The organism is Microbulbifer maximicatervae (SeqCode), assembly GCF_052467325.1.
Genome location: NZ_CP174310.1, coordinates 3784087 through 3800059 on the forward strand (window position 1 = coordinate 3784087; position 15973 = coordinate 3800059).

At 55.4% G+C, this 15973-nt stretch carries 16 protein-coding genes; 1 reads left to right on the forward strand and 15 read right to left on the reverse strand.

Going from position 1 to position 15973, the window contains the following annotated elements:
* Positions 1–31: 31 nt before the first annotated feature.
* The 15 genes from atpA to rpmH all read right to left on the reverse strand — a co-directional run bounded on the left by atpA (position 32) and on the right by rpmH (position 13804).
* Entirely contained in the window at positions 32–1576 is a 1545-nt protein-coding gene (atpA, locus tag ACJJIE_RS16900) for a F0F1 ATP synthase subunit alpha (RefSeq protein WP_108735090.1), read from the reverse strand.
* A 48-nt stretch (positions 1577–1624) separates the two neighbouring features.
* Positions 1625–2161 (reverse strand): F0F1 ATP synthase subunit delta, encoded by a 537-nt coding sequence (locus ACJJIE_RS16905; protein WP_108735091.1) that lies wholly within the window; start codon positions 2159–2161, stop codon positions 1625–1627.
* A gap of 12 nt (positions 2162–2173) precedes the next feature.
* The gene (locus tag ACJJIE_RS16910) at positions 2174–2644 is read right to left on the reverse strand and encodes a F0F1 ATP synthase subunit B (RefSeq protein ID WP_282930571.1); all 471 of its coding nucleotides are present in this window, start codon (positions 2642–2644) and stop codon (positions 2174–2176) included.
* Between the two features lie 52 nt (positions 2645–2696).
* Positions 2697–2942 (reverse strand): F0F1 ATP synthase subunit C, encoded by a 246-nt coding sequence (gene atpE / locus ACJJIE_RS16915; RefSeq protein WP_020413895.1) that lies wholly within the window; start codon positions 2940–2942, stop codon positions 2697–2699.
* Positions 2943–3001: 59 nt separating this feature from the next.
* Positions 3002–3928 carry a F0F1 ATP synthase subunit A gene (gene atpB, locus ACJJIE_RS16920; protein WP_444892422.1) on the reverse strand — a complete coding sequence of 309 codons (927 nt, stop codon included), beginning with the start codon at positions 3926–3928 and terminating at the stop codon, positions 3002–3004.
* 49 nt (positions 3929–3977) lie between these two features.
* Positions 3978–4340, reverse strand: a complete 363-nt coding sequence (locus ACJJIE_RS16925) for an ATP synthase subunit I (RefSeq protein ID WP_282930569.1) — start codon at positions 4338–4340, stop codon at positions 3978–3980.
* Positions 4341–4542: 202 nt separating this feature from the next.
* On the reverse strand, positions 4543–5445 hold the full coding sequence (locus ACJJIE_RS16930; RefSeq protein WP_444892423.1) for a ParB/RepB/Spo0J family partition protein: 903 nt from the start codon (positions 5443–5445) through the stop codon (positions 4543–4545).
* 12 nt (positions 5446–5457) lie between these two features.
* Entirely contained in the window at positions 5458–6267 is an 810-nt protein-coding gene (locus ACJJIE_RS16935; protein WP_020413891.1) for a ParA family protein, read from the reverse strand.
* Positions 6268–6393: 126 nt separating this feature from the next.
* Positions 6394–7023 carry a 16S rRNA (guanine(527)-N(7))-methyltransferase RsmG gene (gene rsmG, locus ACJJIE_RS16940; protein WP_444892424.1) on the reverse strand — a complete coding sequence of 210 codons (630 nt, stop codon included), beginning with the start codon at positions 7021–7023 and terminating at the stop codon, positions 6394–6396.
* Positions 7024–7108: 85 nt separating this feature from the next.
* Positions 7109–8998, reverse strand: a complete 1890-nt coding sequence (gene mnmG / locus ACJJIE_RS16945; RefSeq protein WP_444888995.1) for a tRNA uridine-5-carboxymethylaminomethyl(34) synthesis enzyme MnmG — start codon at positions 8996–8998, stop codon at positions 7109–7111.
* A gap of 890 nt (positions 8999–9888) precedes the next feature.
* Positions 9889–11265: a tRNA uridine-5-carboxymethylaminomethyl(34) synthesis GTPase MnmE gene (gene mnmE, locus ACJJIE_RS16950; RefSeq protein ID WP_444892425.1), complete on the reverse strand. Its 1377-nt coding sequence runs from the start codon at positions 11263–11265 to the stop codon at positions 9889–9891.
* A gap of 79 nt (positions 11266–11344) precedes the next feature.
* Complete coding sequence (yidC, locus tag ACJJIE_RS16955) at positions 11345–13015, reverse strand: membrane protein insertase YidC (RefSeq protein ID WP_444892426.1); 1671 nt, start codon at positions 13013–13015, stop codon at positions 11345–11347.
* A gap of 8 nt (positions 13016–13023) precedes the next feature.
* Complete coding sequence (gene yidD, locus ACJJIE_RS16960; RefSeq protein ID WP_108735100.1) at positions 13024–13257, reverse strand: membrane protein insertion efficiency factor YidD; 234 nt, start codon at positions 13255–13257, stop codon at positions 13024–13026.
* Positions 13254–13640, reverse strand: coding sequence for a ribonuclease P protein component (gene rnpA / locus ACJJIE_RS16965; protein WP_282930565.1), 387 nt, complete (start codon positions 13638–13640; stop codon positions 13254–13256). The genes yidD and rnpA overlap by 4 nt, the downstream gene beginning before the upstream one ends.
* A gap of 29 nt (positions 13641–13669) precedes the next feature.
* Positions 13670–13804, reverse strand: coding sequence for a 50S ribosomal protein L34 (gene rpmH, locus ACJJIE_RS16970; protein WP_020413885.1), 135 nt, complete (start codon positions 13802–13804; stop codon positions 13670–13672).
* Positions 13805–14315: 511 nt separating this feature from the next.
* Here rpmH and dnaA point away from each other — a divergent pair.
* Complete coding sequence (gene dnaA, locus ACJJIE_RS16975) at positions 14316–15947, forward strand: chromosomal replication initiator protein DnaA (protein WP_444892427.1); 1632 nt, start codon at positions 14316–14318, stop codon at positions 15945–15947.
* The last annotated feature ends 26 nt before the right edge of the window (positions 15948–15973 follow it).

Below are 15973 nucleotides of genomic sequence, written 5' to 3' on the forward strand. Positions count from 1 at the left end.
ACGCCGCTCTCTCGCGCTCTCCAGGGAGTTCTTACCAGCTGCTAGTAGCGACGAACTTCTCGATAGCGGCTTTGAAAGCTGCGTCGATTTCGTCGTTGTAGTTACCAGTGCTGTTCACTTTCTCCATCAGCTCTGCGTGTTCGCTGTTCATATAAGCGAGCAGGGCGGCTTCGAAATCGAGAACCTTGGCAACTTCTACTTCTTTCAGGTAACCCTTGTCGGCGGCGTAAACGGAAACAGCCATGTCCGCGATAGACAGCGGAGAGTACTGTTTCTGCTTCATCAGCTCGGTTACGCGCTCACCGTGATCCAGCTGGGCTTTGGTAGCTTCGTCCAGGTCAGAGGCAAACTGGGAGAATGCCGCCAGTTCGCGGTACTGAGCCAGAGCGGTACGGATACCACCGGACAGCTTCTTGATCACCTTGGTCTGCGCTGCACCACCTACACGGGATACAGAGATACCCGGGTTGATCGCTGGGCGGATACCGGAGTTGAACAGATCGGTCTCGAGGAAGATCTGGCCGTCGGTAATGGAAATCACGTTGGTCGGTACGAACGCAGATACGTCACCGGCCTGGGTTTCGATGATCGGCAGGGCGGTCAGAGAGCCGGTCTTGCCTTTCACTTCACCGTTGGTGAACTTCTCTACGTAGTCGGCGTTTACACGCGCGGCGCGCTCCAGCAGACGGGAGTGCAAGTAGAAAACGTCACCGGGGTAGGCTTCACGTCCAGGCGGACGCTTCAGCAACAGGGAGATCTGACGGTAGGCCCAAGCCTGTTTGGTCAGATCATCGTATACGATCAGGGCGTCTTCACCGCGGTCGCGGAAGTACTCACCCATGGTACAGCCGACGTAGGGAGCCAGGAACTGCATCGCTGCCGGATCGGCGGCGCCAGCGGCTACTACGATGGTGTGATCCATAGCGCCGTGCTCTTCGAGCTTGCGCACTACGTTGGCAATAGAGGACTGCTTCTGGCCCACGGCAACGTAGACACACTTAACGCCGGTGCCTTTCTGGTTGATGATGGCGTCGATCGCCACAGCAGTCTTACCGATCTGACGGTCACCGATGATCAGCTCACGCTGGCCACGGCCAATCGGGATCATGGTATCAACCGCTTTCAAACCGGTTTGTACAGGCTGATCAACGGACTGACGGGCAATAACGCCAGGCGCTACTTTTTCTACCGCGTCGGTCAGCTTGTTGTTCAGCGGACCTTTGCCGTCGATCGGGTTACCCAGCGCGTCTACAACGCGGCCGAGCAGTTCCGGACCAACGGGGGTTTCCAGGATACGGCCGGTACAACGACACTTCTGGCCTTCAGCCAGCGCCTTGTAGTCGCCCAGGATTACAGCACCAACGGAGTCGCGCTCCAGGTTCAGCGCCATACCGTAAACGCCGCCTTCGAACTCGATCATCTCGCCGTACATCACATCGGCCAGGCCGTGGATGCGGATGATGCCGTCGGATACGGAAACAATGGTGCCCTCATTTTGGGCTTCAGTGCTCACATCGAGATTTTCGATGCGGCTCTTGATGATTTCACTGATCTCAGAGGGATTCAGTTGCTGCATGCTCTGTTCCTCAAGTCCCCGCCGGCTAACGCCAACGGGGAGAGTAATTTAGGAGTTCATCGCCTCGGCGAGCTTGGCCAGACGGCCGCGTACGGTACCGTCGATGACTGTATCACCGGCGCGGATGATCGCGCCGCCCAGCAGGCTCTCGTCCACCGAGCTGTGCAGATGTATTTCGCGTTCAAACTTCGCGCTGAGCTTTTGGCCCAGTGCTTGCGCCTGTGCATCGCTCAAGGCGTGCGCGGAAACAACTTCCACCTCGAGGGTGGCTTCCGCTTGCGCTTTCAGCTCTTCGAACAGTTCGGAAATTTCCGGCAGCAGCTGCAGGCGGTTGTTTTCCGCCAGCAACCGGATGAAGTTCCTTCCGTGCTCGCCGAGTTCGTCTGAACAGATCGACAGGAATTTATCTGCGCGCTCTTCACTGGTGAGCTGGGGATTATCCAGCAGCTCACGCACTTTTTCGTTCTGGCTGACCGCTGCCGCAGTGCTCAGCGCAGTGCTCCAACCACCTAAGTGGGAGGCTTCCTGCGCATAAGAGAATGCGGCTTTAGCGTAGGGCCGGGCCAGTGTGCTGAGTTCCGCCATTGGGTTCCTCGCTTACAGCTCGGCTGCCAGTTTATCGATCAGGTCGTCGTGCGCCTTAGCGTCGATATTGACCGCGAGAATCTTCTCCGCACCCAGGACAGACAGGTCTGCCACACGGCTGCGCAGTTGCTCTTTAGCGCGATTCACTTCCTGGTCGATCTCAGCTTTGGCCGCAGTTTTCAGGCGATCGCCTTCAGACTGAGCCGCTTGCTTGGCTTCATCGAGAATCTGGTTGGCGCGCTTGTTGGCACCATCAATGATCTCGTTAGCCTGATCTTTGGCTTCCTTCAACTGCTCGGCAGCTTTGCGCTTGGCCAGTTCCAGATCTTTCTGTGCGTGTTCGGCGTCAGCGAGACCATCTGCGATCTTCTGCTCACGCTCTTTCATCACGCCCAAAAGCGGCGGCCAAACAAACTTCCAGCAAAACCAGACGAAAAACAGGAAAGTAATCGACTGGCCGATTAGAGTCAGGTTGATATTCACTCCGACACCTCTTGCTCTTTAAATAGGGTTAAGGGCAATTGGAACGGCGTAATTAAACCAGACCAGGAGCTACGGCGAAGATCAGGTACATAGCGATACCAACACCGATCATCGGAACCGCGTCAAGCAGACCAGCCATCAGGAACATCTTGCCCTGCAGAGCCGGAGCCTGTTCAGGCTGACGAGCGGAACCTTCCAGCAGCTTGCCACCCAGAGTACCGAAACCGATAGCGGTACCCAGGGCGCCCAGACCGATCAGCAGTGCACTTGCGATGTAAACCAGACCTAATGCTTCCATTGTGTTCTCCAAATCAAAGTTAAAGAGTTGTTGTAAAGGTCGAAAAAAGGGTTAAAAACTTATTGATCGTGCTCGTGCTCATCGTCGCGATGGTGTGCCATCGCCATGTACACGGTGCTCAATACCATAAATACGAACGCCTGCAGCACGATTACCAGTACGTGGAAAATCGCCCAGCCCATGTGCAGGAGGCCCGCACCAATAAAGCCGAGAACACCAACGCCAAACACAATCGCGATCAGGATAAAGATCATTTCACCGGCGTAGAGGTTTCCGAACAGACGCAGGCCCAGGGAGATCGGTTTGGCGATCAGGGATACTGCTTCCAGCAGGAAGTTCACCGGGATCAGCAGGATGTCAAAGAACAACTTGCCGGTATGGAAAGGGTGCAGAGTCAGCTCCTTAAGGAAGCCGATGGCACCTTTTTCGCGAATACTGAAGAAAATCATCAGCGCAAATACCGCTAGGGCCATACCCAGGGTGGCGTTCGGGTCGGTGGTTGGGACCACTTTAAAGAAGAGGTGATCGTTGCCGGAAATCTTGGCGGCAGCCATCGGCAGCCAGTCCACCGGTACCAAATCCATCAGGTTCATCAGGAAAACCCACACAAAGATGGTCAGAGCCATCGGGGCAACCATAGTGTTGCGGTGGGGAAAGGTTTCCTTAACCAGCTTGTCGATAAAGTCGGTAACCAGCTCCACAAAGCTCTGGAAGCCTGTGGGCTTGTCCACACTGGCCTTCTTGGCTGCGCGGGCAAACAGGAAGCAAAAAATCAGACCGAGGCCGATAGACCAGCCCAGGGTATCTACGTGCAGGGCCCAAAAGCCCATATCCGCAGCTTCCTGGGAGGAATGCGCCATAGTCCAAGTAGACTCATTCAGCACACTACCGTCGGCGCGGGTATACCCGGCCGGCAGCTTGCCGTAAGTCATGTTTTGCAGGTGGTGTTGGATATACCCCGTCGCGGTTTGAGCTTCGCCTGCCATAGTTCCTCAACAATCGTAAAAGTAAGAATTCTTTTTTCTTATCCACCGGCTAGCGGACCATGCGCGCTACCAAAATCCACTGCACGATTACACAGAGGACGTAGCTGATAAAAAGCGCCGCAGCATTCAGTGGTTTGACGGTGGCAAACACCGCTGCAAAACCTGCCATGGTCAATATAAATTTGCCGGTTTCCGCGCGGTAGAAATTGCCTACCACGCGATGGGCCGCGCGCGCACCGCTATCGCGAAAGGCGCGCCTGCCAAAATATGCTCCGGGCAGTGCACACAGGGCACCGCCGATAAATACGGAGAGCGCAGTCACCGGTTTACCGCTCAAGTGCAGTGCCGCACTGGCCACCGATATCAGCAGAAGCTGTACCGCGGCTATTCGTAATACCGGGGGTTTTGTCATAGACGGGATAAGCCGACTTTTTTTGCGCTGTCCGCCCAAAATTTGGGCGTGCGAATTATGCGGCAACAGCATCGCCGATTCAACCGGCAAATGTCGTCAACTTATTTGATTTTCAGGAGGTTTTGCACGGAATTACTCGCCGCAGTGAGTATTTGCCAACAGTTATTGCGCGCGCCACTAGGACGCGCATTTCCCTGTGGCCTCAGTCCTCGGCGTAACCCAGGTGGGCGAGGATTCCATCCAGCTCTTCCAGAGTGGTGTATTTGAGTACCAGGCGGCCATTACCTTTATCGTTGTGATCGATAGATACGGGCACTCCGACTTTTTCTGCCAGGCGCTCAGTTAGGCGACGGATATTGGGGTCGGGCTTCGGTTTTTCCGGTGCGGGGGCAGCCGGCTGTTGTAAACGGCGCACCAGCGCCTCTGTCTGGCGCACGGTAAGGCTGCGCTCGACCACCTGGCGCGCAGCAGAGCGCTGGGTGGCACCGGATAGACCGAGCAGGGCTTTGGCGTGCCCCAACTCCAGATCGCCACGCTCCAGGAAAGTCCGCACCTCTTCACTGAGACTCAACAGTCGCAACAGGTTGGTTACTGCGGTACGGGATTTGCCCACCGCATCGGCCACTTCCTGCTGGGTCAGCTTGAACTCATCCTGTAAACGCTTGAGGGCTACAGCTTCCTCTACCGGATTCAGGTCTTCACGCTGGATATTTTCAATCAGCGCCATAGCGATTGCAGCTTCATCGGAAACGCTGCGCACCAGTGCCGGCACTTTCTCCAGTCCCGCCAATTGGGCCGCGCGCCAGCGCCGTTCACCGGCGATGATTTCATAGCTCTGCTCACCGATACTGCGGACGACGATCGGCTGCATAATGCCCTGGGCGCGTATCGAGTCCGCCAGCTCTTGCAAGGATTCCTGTGGAAAATCCCGGCGTGGCTGGTAGCGGCCGCGCTGCAAAAACTCTATCGGCAACTCCTTCAGCTCACCGTCGACAACGGCGGTTTCGGTTTCAGCTTCACCGGTAGCCTCGGCGATCGCGGTGCTGTTTTTATTGCTGATCAGGTGGGATAAACCCCGGCCCAGTCCTTTGCGTTTGGCGGCCATAGTAATTACCCCTTATACGGCTTCCGCCACAGGGCGGCTTTTCTTATTGGAAGATTGATTGGCGGGATGGCGGCGATTGATTTCGCAAGCCAGTGCCAGATAGGCAATAGCCCCTTTCGAATGGCGGTCGTAATCCAGCGCCGGCTTGCCGAAGCTGGGAGCCTCTGCCAAACGGACATTGCGCGGGATACAGGTTCGATACAGACGATCGCCGAAAAACTCCTGCAACTGCGCCGACACTTCGCTGGTGAGGCTGTTGCGCGGATCGTACATGGTGCGCAAGATACCCTCGATTTTCAGGTCCGGGTTGGCGGCCTGCTGGATCTGGGTGATGGTGTCCACCAGTGCTGACAACCCCTCCAGGGCATAGTATTCACACTGCATGGGAATCAATACGCCGTGAGCTGCACAGAGGGCGTTTACGGTCAGCATATTCAACGATGGCGGACAGTCGATAATCACGTAGTCGTAACGATTACTCACCGCAGCCAGGGCGCGGCGCAGGCGGGATTCGCGCCCCTCCAGATTCAGCAACTCCACCTCTGCCGCAGACAGGTCACCGTTACCCGGGATCAAATCAAAACCGCTCTCTGTGGATACAATGGCCTGCTCAACGGGTAATTCGGCGGCCAGCACATCGTAACCGGACACCTCAAGGTCACTCTTATCCACACCGCTGCCCATGGTGGCATTGCCCTGGGGGTCCAGGTCGATCAGCAATACGCGCCGCTTGTTGGCAACCAAAGATGCGGCCAGGTTGACGCAGGTAGTGGTCTTGCCAACCCCGCCTTTCTGGTTGGCCACAGCAAATATCTTGCTCAAGATTCTTGTCCTTTGTTGTTTCCGGGTGCGTTTGCCCCGACGCCGGCTCGGCTTCGGGCGGCGGCTGTTGTGCCCCACGATAGGGGAGCAGGATTGGGCGGGCGACAAACCCGCCAAACTATCATCTTATTCTGTGCGACAGAGCTGAATCATATGTCGCTCACCGTCGCAGCCGGGCACCGACAACCGGTGCACCTGCTCGACCTTAATGCCTTTTGGCAGAGCGCTCAACTCATCCTCAGGCAGCTTGCCCTTCATGGCATAAAAACGACCCTTGGGTGCCAACATATGCTCACTGCCATTGACCATATCTTCGATGGAGGCAAAGGCGCGGGACACCACACCGGCAAAAGGCTGTTCTGGCACAAAGGCTTCTACCCGCTCATTGACTACCGTGATATTGGGCAGGGGCAGGGTGCTGGCCACTTGGAACAGGAAGCGGGTCTTCTTGCCATTGCTGTCGAGCAGGGTGATGGAGCGCTCCGGATGCACAATTGCCAGGGGAATTCCCGGCAGGCCGCCACCGCTACCCACATCGATCAAAGAGCCTTCGCCACAGAGATTTACCACACTGAGGCTGTCGATAATATGGCGCTCCAGCATCTGCTCTGGGTCGCGTATGGCGGACAGGTTGTAGGCACTGTTCCAGCGGGCGAAAAGCGCCAGGTATTCCAGTAGCTGATCCTGCTGCCGGTCACTGAGTACCACCGACATCTGTGCCGCCGCCTCTAACAGGCGCGGACGAAACTGTTCCATTGAGTGAGAAATGGGTCTATCCCCCAGTAGTCCCGCGAAACTCAAACCCCGCAGGGCCTCGCGGGATACCCTGTGGAAAACCGATTTATACCGCTTTTTTGCGCTTCAGCAGCCCGCGCTTTTTCAACTGGATCAGCAGCAGGGATATGGATGCGGGCGTCACACCCGGTATCCGCGAGGCCCGCGCCAGGGTATCCGGGCGGGTCTCTCCCAGCTTTTGCTTAACCTCATTGGATAGACCAGAAATATCGCTGTAGTCGAAGTCCGCCGGGATCGGGGTATCTTCGTAGGCCTGCAAGCGCTCAATTTCCTCGCGCTGGCGATCGATATAGCCGGCGTACTTGGCCGAGATTTCCACCTGTTCGGCAACCTGCTCGTCGGTTACCGCTTCCCCTTTGAGACCCGCCACATCCTGATAGCCCAGTTCCGGGCGGCGCAGCAGGTCCATCAGGCTGTATTCCCGCGCCAATGGCTGCGGCAGTTTGGTTTCTACAGAGGCGGCCTGGGGCGTCTTTGGGTGCACCCAGGTATCTTGTAGTCGCTGGGTCTCCCGGGCGATCGCCTCGCGCTTTTCACTGAACGCTGCCCAGCGGGTATCGTCGACCAGGCCCAATTCGCGACCTTTTTCGGTCAGGCGCAGGTCAGCATTGTCCTCACGGAGCAGCAAGCGATATTCCGCGCGGCTGGTAAACATGCGGTAGGGCTCTTTAGTGCCGCTGGTGATCAAATCATCCACAAGCACGCCCAGGTAGGCTTCATCCCGACGGGGGGACCAGGCTTCGCGCTCCTGGGCCTGTAGGGCGGCATTGGCGCCAGCCAGGAGTCCCTGGGCAGCCGCTTCCTCGTAGCCGGTGGTGCCATTGATCTGGCCGGCAAAGTAGAGCCCCTGGATAAATTTGGTTTGCAGGGACGGCAAAAGGTCGCGCGGGTCGAAGAAATCGTACTCAATTGCATAGCCCGGGCGGGTGATATGCGCCTTTTCAAAGCCTTTAATGGAGTGCACCAGCTCAATCTGTACATCGAAGGGCAGACTGGTGGAAATACCATTGGGGTACAGCTCGTTGGTGGTCAACCCTTCAGGCTCGATAAACACCTGGTGGCTGTCTTTGTCCGCAAAGCGGTGCACCTTGTCTTCGATGGAGGGACAGTAGCGCGGGCCAATCCCTTCAATCACGCCGGAATACATGGGCGAGCGATCGAGCCCCCCCTGGATAATTTCATGGGTGCGGGCATTGGTGTGGGTAATCCAGCAGCAGACCTGGCGCGGGTGTTGATCGCGGCTACCCAAATAAGACATTACCGGTGTGGGGCTATCTCCCCACTGTTCCTCCAGTTCGCTGAAATCTACTGAGCGGGCATCAATACGGGGAGGGGTACCGGTTTTGAGGCGATCGACGCGGAAAGGCAACTCGCGCAGACGATCTGCAAGGGCGATCGAGGGCGGGTCTCCAGCGCGGCCGCCGGCATGGTTATCCAAGCCAATGTGTATACGCCCACCGAGGAAAGTCCCTGCGGTCAGTACCACTGTCTTGGCGCGAAAGCGCACCCCCGCATTGGTGACAACGCCCACAACCCGTTCACCTTCGACAATCAGGTCATCCGCCGCTTGTTGGAAGATCTCCAGGTTTTCCTGTGCTTCCAGGATTGAACGGATAGCGGCGCGATACAGGGCTCTATCGGCCTGGGCGCGAGTTGCCCTTACTGCGGGGCCTTTGCGGGCATTGAGGACCCGGAACTGAATTCCGCCCAGGTCTGTTGCCGTTGCCATAGCGCCACCAAGGGCATCGACCTCCTTCACGAGATGACTCTTGCCGATACCACCGATCGCCGGGTTACAGGACATTTGCCCAAGGGTCTCGATATTGTGGGTCAGCAGCAGAGTGGAAGCTCCCATACGTGCCGCTGCCAGTGAGGCTTCGGTACCTGCGTGGCCTCCGCCGATCACGATCACATCATAGGTCTTAGGGAATTCCATAGTGGCTGCTACTGGTTACAACTGGGGGCGCACATTTTATAGGCAGTAGGTGTGAGTCAGCAATTGGCTACAAGCATATTCCTGCACTCTAGTTGGCAGACGCTTGTAAAGCTGTAAAAACTGAGACTATCCAGTTCCATGCTATCGGGGCTCTCTCTCCAAGGAAACCTTCTAGAGCTAGCTTTAGAGCAAATTATTTTTTGGCTCTCTTAAGTTTATATAAATGAATAAATGTATTTCTTAGAGAGAGGTTTTTGATTTAGTTGTTTTTATTAGTGTCCGGCAAATCATGTATAAGCTAAAAAAAGTCTTATAAATCAACAGTTTACACTGATGAAAACATGGGCAATAACCCCTTGGCTGAAGGGGGGGCAACCCCGGTAGACGATTGTGGAAAGCCGGGACAACTTTGCGCGCCTCGTGCTGGCGGGAAAGTTATCATCATAGCATTCGTTGCTTACGCAGGTGTTTATCCCCTTTTTTACTCACACCTGGCAATTTCAGGTTTTAGCTTGTGCGTAGAGGGTGATAAGACTTGGGAGTTAATTGTGCGTAAGAGTGAATATTGTATAAGTCTGTGAGTTTTGTTGCTGTATCTATGTGATTTACAGGTGATTGAAACAAGTGAAAAGATATCCACGGGAAATCCCCGTGGACATGTATAACTCGATCGGCGCCATATCTTATTTTGCAGAGTTTTTTACCAGATTTTTTTGGCAGTCTATTTAATAAGATCTGGAAAAATTGGGGATTTAATTTATCCGGCCTGAAAGTCGGGGTTAAACCTGTGTAAAAGAAGTGAGAAATATGTTGGGAAGCTGGAAGGAGAGAAGAGAGGGAGGATAAAGTTGCCTCCCCCTTGGGATAACTTGGAAGTTGGGGTGGGGCGTTTACTTACCGATACAAAAACTGCCGAAGATCTTGCCGAGTAATTCATCGGCACTGACGGTGCCAGTAATTTCTCCCAGAGCCTGCTGGGCCTGGCGTAAGTCTTCGGCGAGCAGTTCGCCTGCACCGCTAGTGTGAAGTTGCCGCTGGCCCTGATGTATAAAAGCTTGTGCCCGGCCCAGTGCGTCCAGGTGTCGGCGCCTGGCACTGAATGTTCCCTCTCCAGCGCCGCTGAAACCAATACTCTGTTTTAAATGTTCTTTTAACGCATCGAGCCCGGCACCTGTTTTTGCACTGATGGCAATCACTGGCACGCCTTCAGTGTGTGCCTGAAGGCCAGCGCTGTAGTCGGTGAGGTCAATCTTATTCAGTACTAATGTCAGTTTATCGAGATCTCTCAGCTGACTGGTAAATTCTGGCCAAACTTGTGTGGGATCCAGGGAGTGGAGCTGCTCTGCATCCATGACAAGTAGTACCCGGTCTGCGCCATGGATTTCCTCCCAGGCGCGTTCGATACCAATTTGTTCGACTCTATCCGGGGCATCCCTTAATCCCGCAGTATCGGCAAACTGGAGGGGCATACCGTCGATATGAATATGTTCACGCAGGATATCCCGAGTGGTACCGGCGATATCGGTGACAATAGCGGCGTCGTGTCCGGCCAGTGTGTTGAGAAGGCTGGATTTCCCTGCATTGGGGCGTCCTGCGATAGCAACTCGCATTCCCTCGCGCATTATTGCGCCCTGGCGCGCCTGGGTTTCTACACCCACCATTTGTGCCAGTAGGGTTTCTATATCAGCTGCCACTTTGCCATCGGCGAGGAAGTCGATTTCCTCTTCGGGGAAATCAATGGCGGCCTCCACGTAGATACGCAGATGGGTAAGATTTTCCACCAGGTCTTCGATTTTCTCGGAAAACGCGCCTTGCAGTGAGCGCATGGCATTGCGCGCTGCCTGGGCACTGCCGGCGTCGATTAAATCGGCGATCGCTTCGGCCTGAGTTAAATCCATTTTGTCGTTGAGGAAAGCCCGTTCGGAAAATTCTCCGGGGCGGGCTTGTCGAGCGCCCAACTCGATAGCGGCTTGAAGTAACTGATCGAGAATTACCGGACCGCCGTGTCCCTGGAGCTCCACCACATCCTCCCCGGTAAAGGAGTTGGGACCGGGGAAAAAGAGCGCCAATCCCTGGTCGATTAACTGCTCTTTGTGGGTAAAGTTCCGGTAGTGGGCAGAGCGGGGCTGGAGGGATTTTTCCCCGCAGATTTGTTGGGCAATTTGCAGGGCTCTTGTGCCCGACAGTCGGATAACGCCGATACCGCCGCGCCCGGGCGCGGTGGCAACAGCAGCAATAGTGTCGCGATTGAGGCTTTCTTGTGTCATCGGCTGAGTTTACTCGACAGAACGGAAAAGGGCCGCATTAGCGGCCCTTGTTTATTGTGTTGCTGCAGATCGGTACTGGTTAGTACTTACCGGCATCCACCTGTTTATTGATATACCAGGTTTGCGCAATGGTAATCAGGTTGTTGGCGATCCAGTACAGAACCAGACCCGCTGGGAACCACAGGAAGAACACTGTCATCATTACCGGCATCAGCTGCATGATGCGGGCTTGGGTTGGATCGGTGGGAGCCGGGTTCAGCTTTTGCATAAACCACATAGACAGGCCCATCAGTACCGGCAGGATAAAGTAGGGGTCCTTCGCCGACAGATCGTGAATCCAGAAGATCCAGGGCGCGTGGCGCAGCTCAACGGTTTCGGTGAGCATCCAGTAGAGCGCGATAAATACCGGCATCTGCAACAGGATCGGCAGGCAGCCACCCATCGGATTGATCTTCTCGCGGCGGTAGAGCTTCATAGTCTCTTCCGCCAGCTTTTGCCGGTTATCCTTGTACTGTTCCTGCAGCTTTTTCATCTGCGGCGCAAACTTTCGCATACGCGCCATGGATTTGGTGCCAGCGGCGGACAGAGGCAGAAGCAGCGTCTTGATAAATACGGTGAGCAGGATGATCGCCCAGCCCCAGTTGCTGACAATATGTTCCTGGATAAAGTGCAGGACACCGAACAGCGGTTTGGCGATCCACCAGAGCCAGCCGTAATCGACGGTCAGGTCGAGGCCGGGAGAGATTTCTTCCAGACGGTAGACATCTTTCGGGCCAGCGTAGAAAGAAGCGCTCAGCTCGCCTTGGGTGGCAGCGGGGATTTGCACTTGAGGTGCGGTAAAGCCCATGCGGAAGAGGCCGTTGGATAGCTCCTTCAATTCAAAGGTATTGCGCTCGTCCTGGGGGGGAATCCAGGCACTGATAAAGTAGTGCTGAACCATAGCTACCCAACCACCTTCGATGGTTTCGCGGGTGGGGCTTTCAGCAATCTCCTCGAAGTCCTGCTTGAAGTAGTTCTTTTCGTTGGTGCGGATGGCGGCGCCGAGGAAAGGCGACATACCGAAACCGGTGTCGGTTGCGGGTTCACTGGCATCGCGCTTAATTTGACCAAACATGGCCGCGGACCAGGGTTTGTCACTGGTGTTATCCACCAGGTAGGCCACTTGGATCAGGTAGTCTCCACGCTTGAAGGTGAAGCGCTTGGTGATATTGGCGCCTTCCTGTTGCAGAGTCAGGTCTACTATCAGGGTATCGTCGCCCTCAACCATCGCATATTCGGTTTTTGCCACCTTGAAAACCGGGCGGCCAGCGGCGCTGTCGGTCCCGTTTTTACCGATAAGGCCACTTTGGGCAATATAGGTATGGTTGCGGGTCTGGTTCAACAGGATCAGGGGTTGATCCGGGGTATCCAACTTCTCTTGTTGTTTGCGCAGCGCCACTTTGACGATATCGCCGCCACGAGGATTGATGAGCAGATCAAAAACGTCGGTGGTGACACTGATCAGCTTGCTCTCAGTACTGCTGCCTTCATCGGAAGCGGGCACCTGGGAACGAAGTTGGGGAACATCACTGTCGCCGGTGCTCGCGGGTGTTTCGGCGGGTATTTGGCTGACAGTCTCGCCGCCAGTCTGCACGACGGTTTCGCGGTCGAGTTCAGGAGTGTGTTGCTCTTGAAATGCGTTCCACTGGAAGATAAGTGCCAGGAGAACCGCGAGAATTCCGCCGAGCAGCGTATAGCGTTGCCAATCCATCTTGTTACCTAGAGCGTGTTCTTGTGTCTGGTGGGGGGAACCGGGTCCAATCCACCAGGGTGCCAGGGGTGGCATTTTATAAGGCGGCGCAGAGTTAAATAACCCCCTTTTATCGCTCCATGAGTTTCAATGGCCTCTTCAGAGTACCGGGAGCAGGTGGGGTAGAAGCGACATTGGTTGCCTACCCAGGGGCTGGCCAGGTAGCGGTATACATGGATCAGCTTGATCAGTATCCACTTCATGGTTGGGGTTGCGGCTGTCGAGCCCGCTTGGCCAGTTTACGCCAGAGTTTATTCAGTAGTTTCGCCAACTCGGCCTTATCCAGATCTGCGACCCCAGGGCGCGCGAGCACCACGGCATCCAGCGGCGGCAAATCATATTGCTGCAGACGGAAGGTTTCCCGGGTTATACGCTTGATTTGATTGCGGTCGGAGGCGTTGCGTACATGCTTTTTAGCAATAACGAGGCCGAGACGCGGGTGTTCCAAGGAGTTGGGACGGGCGAGGATCAACAGATGAGGGTGTGCGGCGCGCACCTGGTTTTCATTGAATACCAAGCGATACTGCGCCGCATTAAGCAGGCGCAGCGTCTTGGCAAATCCGAAGCTGCTGCGCACCTGCTGCATAAAGAGATATCTCTAAAAGGGAAGAGATCTTATGCAGACAGTACTTTGCGGCCTTTAGCGCGACGGCGGGCCAGAATCTTACGGCCGTTTTTGGTTGCCATGCGAGCGCGGAAACCGTGAGTGCGCTTGCGCTTCAAGTTGCTTGGTTGAAATGTGCGTTTCATAGTCTTGCTACCTGAGACTTTGTGTTCAAAATTTCTCGGGACCTTTCCCGGCCGCGGCCTGGACTCCGGTCCGGCACAAAGCCGGTGCAGACGGAGCTACGCGCTGCGAAGGCCGCGGATTGTATAGAAAGCCAGCAGCGAAAGCAACGCGCTAATCAGGGAAATTCTTTTTATTGGTGCGCGAGTTTACTGTAATTTTTTACGCCAACTAGACAAGTCGTTGAGTCATCAGGGGTATCTCTGAATGCCCACTGATTGACCCCAAGATACCCACAGCTTTCTGTGGATAACTTTCGAAGGGTTTCCACCTCAACTGTCTAATTGTTGTGCAAATCCTTGATTGTGTGGATCTTTTTGCGCAGTTTTTTCAACAGATGCAGTCTTTCTTGTGGATAACCTAAAGGTGGAAAGGTATACTGCGCCGATCTTATTTGACGGTCCCGGGTGATTTCTAATCCGGCCTTGCCGTCTCTCCTTGGTCTTACCATTTTGGGGTTTTTTGGGGGGTTTCTTGACTGAATCCGTATGGAAGCAGTGCGCGAGCTGTTTACAGGACGAGCTGCCGTCTCAGCAGTTCAATACCTGGATCAGGCCGTTGCGCGTCAATCCCGTTAGTGCGGAGGGCGAGTTGCGCCTGATCGCTCCGAACCGCTTTGTGTTGGACTGGGTTGGCAATAAATTCCTGAACCGCATTCGCGAGTTGGTGCAACAGTTTGCACCGGGGCGCCCTCTGCAAGTGGCGCTTGAGATTACCGCTCGCCGGCCGGCTCGCTTCCAGCGCGGCCATGTAACAAATAATGCCCCTCCGACACCGGTACCGACACCCGCGCCATCGGCGCCAACTCCGCCACCACCTCCAGTCCAGCCGGCAGTAGTACCGCCACCGGTATCAGTGCCACCTGTTGCCACTGCGCCACCTCCGGTGACTTCACCGCTGGGATCTGGGTTTGGCGCCAGCAGGCCGGTGCCTCACCCCGCGATGGCTGAGGAGGTGACTGCCGAGCAAATGACAACAGGCGAACTGGCCCTGACAGATCTGCGACCACCGGCTATGAATGGTATGGCTCGCCCCGTACCGGAGCAGCCGGCCAGGCAGGTTGAGGTGGAGGGGGCTATCAAGCACGGCAGCTCACTCAATCGTAACTTTACTTTCAAATCCTTTGTTGAAGGTAAGTCCAACCAGCTGGGCCTCGCTGCGGCACAACAGATTTCTGACAATCCGGGCGGCGCCTACAATCCCCTCTTTATATATGGGGGCGTGGGTCTGGGGAAAACTCACTTGATGCACGCGGTTGGCAACGCACTGCTGGAACGCAACCCCAATGCTAAGGTGGTGTATTTGCACTCCGAGCGCTTTGTTGCAGATATGGTGAAAGCGCTACAGCTGAATGCCATCAGCGACTTTAAGCGCTATTACCGGTCTGTTGACGCCCTTTTGATTGATGATATCCAGTTTTTTGCCGGTAAGGAGCGCTCTCAGGAGGAGTTTTTCCATACCTTCAATGCCCTGCTGGAGGGTGGTCAACAGATTATCCTAACCTGTGATCGCTATCCGAAAGAGATCGACGGATTGGAAGAGCGCTTGAAATCCCGCTTTGGCTGGGGATTAACGGTGGCTGTAGAGCCTCCGGAGCTCGAGACCCGAGTCGCTATTTTGATGAAGAAGGCCGAGCAGGTGGGTGTGGATTTACCTCACGACTCCGCTTTCTTTATTGCGCAGCGTATTCGCTCCAATGTGCGGGAGCTCGAGGGTGCACTGCGTCGCGTAATTGCCAATTCGCAATTTACCGGTCGCGCTATTGACGATGTCCTTGTGCGCGAAGCACTAAAAGACCTGTTGGCCCTACAGGATCGACTGGTCAGTGTGGATAATATCCAGCGGGTTGTCGCTGAATACTACAAAATCAAGGTGGCGGATTTGCTCTCCAAGCGGCGCAGTCGCTCGGTGGCCCGCCCCCGCCAAGTCGCTATGTCCCTGGCCAAGGAGCTGACCAATCACAGCTTGCCGGAGATTGGCGATGCCTTTGGTGGTCGCGACCACACAACAGTACTGCATGCCTGCCGCAAAATACGTGAGTTGCAGGAGTCCGACGCGGATATTCGCGAGGACGTTAAGTTGCTGACACGGTCGCTGACCACTTAATCGAATAACTGACAAAACAAGGCGAA

Bases quoted from the DNA above. Each gene is read 5' to 3' on its own strand.
- atpA (WP_108735090.1), bottom strand. From the start codon at position 1,576: ATGCAGCAACTGAATCCCTCTGAGATCAGTGAAATCATCAAGAGCCGC.
- ACJJIE_RS16905 (WP_108735091.1), bottom strand. From the start codon at position 2,161: ATGGCGGAACTCAGCACACTGGCCCGGCCCTACGCTAAAGCCGCATTC.
- atpE (WP_020413895.1), bottom strand. From the start codon at position 2,942: ATGGAAGCATTAGGTCTGGTTTACATCGCAAGTGCACTGCTGATCGGT.
- atpB (WP_444892422.1), bottom strand. From the start codon at position 3,928: ATGGCAGGCGAAGCTCAAACCGCGACGGGGTATATCCAACACCACCTG.
- ACJJIE_RS16925 (WP_282930569.1), bottom strand. From the start codon at position 4,340: ATGACAAAACCCCCGGTATTACGAATAGCCGCGGTACAGCTTCTGCTG.
- ACJJIE_RS16930 (WP_444892423.1), bottom strand. From the start codon at position 5,445: ATGGCCGCCAAACGCAAAGGACTGGGCCGGGGTTTATCCCACCTGATC.
- rsmG (WP_444892424.1), bottom strand. From the start codon at position 7,023: ATGGAACAGTTTCGTCCGCGCCTGTTAGAGGCGGCGGCACAGATGTCG.
- mnmG (WP_444888995.1), bottom strand. From the start codon at position 8,998: ATGGAATTCCCTAAGACCTATGATGTGATCGTGATCGGCGGAGGCCAC.
- mnmE (WP_444892425.1), bottom strand. From the start codon at position 11,265: ATGACACAAGAAAGCCTCAATCGCGACACTATTGCTGCTGTTGCCACC.
- yidC (WP_444892426.1), bottom strand. From the start codon at position 13,015: ATGGATTGGCAACGCTATACGCTGCTCGGCGGAATTCTCGCGGTTCTC.
- yidD (WP_108735100.1), bottom strand. From the start codon at position 13,257: ATGAAGTGGATACTGATCAAGCTGATCCATGTATACCGCTACCTGGCC.
- rnpA (WP_282930565.1), bottom strand. From the start codon at position 13,640: ATGCAGCAGGTGCGCAGCAGCTTCGGATTTGCCAAGACGCTGCGCCTG.
- rpmH (WP_020413885.1), bottom strand. From the start codon at position 13,804: ATGAAACGCACATTTCAACCAAGCAACTTGAAGCGCAAGCGCACTCAC.